The organism is Streptococcus sp. 10F2, from assembly GCF_054331515.2.
In genome coordinates, this window is the sequence record NZ_JBTGGE020000129.1 from 1 (window position 1) to 621 (window position 621).

Consider the following 621-nt stretch of genomic DNA (forward strand, 5'->3'; position numbering starts at 1 on the left):
TAAAACATCGAATCAGATTAACGCCTTTATTGGCATTGATCTAAGACATTATGAATCTGGGGACTATCTGGCTAGAGAACACATTACAAAACGTGGAAATCCTTATGCCCGCAAAATTCTCTTCAAGTGTATTCATAATATCGCTTCAGCTAGTCGTACTAAACCATGTCATATTGCAGATTTTTATGAGAAAAGAAAAAGACAATCGCCAAAGGGTTCTACGAAACCACATGCGATTGCCTCCATGCATCGGCTAATACGGACGATACATTACCTCATAACGCATAATAAGCTTTACGACTACAAGATTGCAAAAAGTCAGTAAAGAAACTTATGCCATACCATTGTAGCACCTTGCGAAAAAAATGGAAAGTCAGGGTGCTGTTTCAGTGTGCTCTTTTTTAATCCGTTCGCTCAATTTGAGGAATAAAATTTCTACAAAAATGCCTGTGAGCTAGCCAATTATAAGAGAAGAGGGATTCAGCGTAAAGGCACGCTAACGCTCAAGGCCTTGACACCAAATCCCCTTCTCTTAGCTTTACAACTAGGCTCAACAGGCACCACTCTGCCAAATAAATTGGCCCATTTTTAGAGAAGTTGGTTGACAAATGGTAGAAAATT

Annotated in this window: 1 protein-coding gene; it reads left to right on the forward strand. The window is 39.3% G+C overall.

Annotated elements, in window-relative coordinates:
* On the forward strand, positions 1-325 hold a 325-nt coding region (locus tag ACXM1Q_RS09375; protein WP_458517822.1), incomplete at its 5' end, for a transposase.
* Positions 326-621: the final 296 nt, after the last annotated feature.